Below are 555 nucleotides of genomic sequence, written 5' to 3' on the forward strand. Positions count from 1 at the left end.
TAAAAGACAAAGCATGCATTAATTAAGGAATGCAATAATGAAAAAGAAATACGAACTGACTGATGAAATGTCCGAAGTTTATTTGCGTAAGGTTTACCGCATTCGTGCATTACGAGACTTTAGAAATGTTAAAAAAGGTGACTTAGGCGGCTTTATAGCAAAAGAAGACAACCTAAGCCATGAAGGGGATTGTTGGGTTTGGCATGACGCCAAGGTTTGCGACAATGCTAAGGTTTATGGGAATGCACAAATATTTGAAAATGCACACATTTCCGGAGATATTAAATTCAAGATAAAGTATATGTTATTCGATATGAAATATTTAACAAGCTACATAAGCCGTTTCTAACACCCCAAAACCAGCGTTTTAACATATGCGTGATTCATGCCATGGGGAATTGCGCGCAATGGAGGAAATCAAGATGAGTGAACAAAACACTAACCTAACAGAAATTGAAGAAACACATCATTTAGCGGTTAAACAAACTGCTATGGAACGCATTTTATTGAAACACATCATTTAGCGGTTAAACAAACTGCTATGGAACGCATTTT

At 36.4% G+C, this 555-nt stretch carries 2 pseudogenes; both read left to right on the forward strand.

Features of this window, described 5'->3' with window-relative positions:
• Positions 1-37 precede the first annotated feature (37 nt).
• Positions 38-277: pseudogene (locus ACFIKE_RS12170) on the forward strand (hypothetical protein); the annotation flags it as partial.
• 145 nt (positions 278-422) lie between these two features.
• A pseudogene (locus ACFIKE_RS12175) lies at positions 423-506 on the forward strand (recombinase); the annotation flags it as partial.
• Positions 507-555: the final 49 nt, after the last annotated feature.

This window comes from Bartonella sp. MU70NMGDW, assembly GCF_042194085.1.
Lineage (GTDB): Bacteria > Pseudomonadota > Alphaproteobacteria > Rhizobiales > Rhizobiaceae > Bartonella > Bartonella grahamii.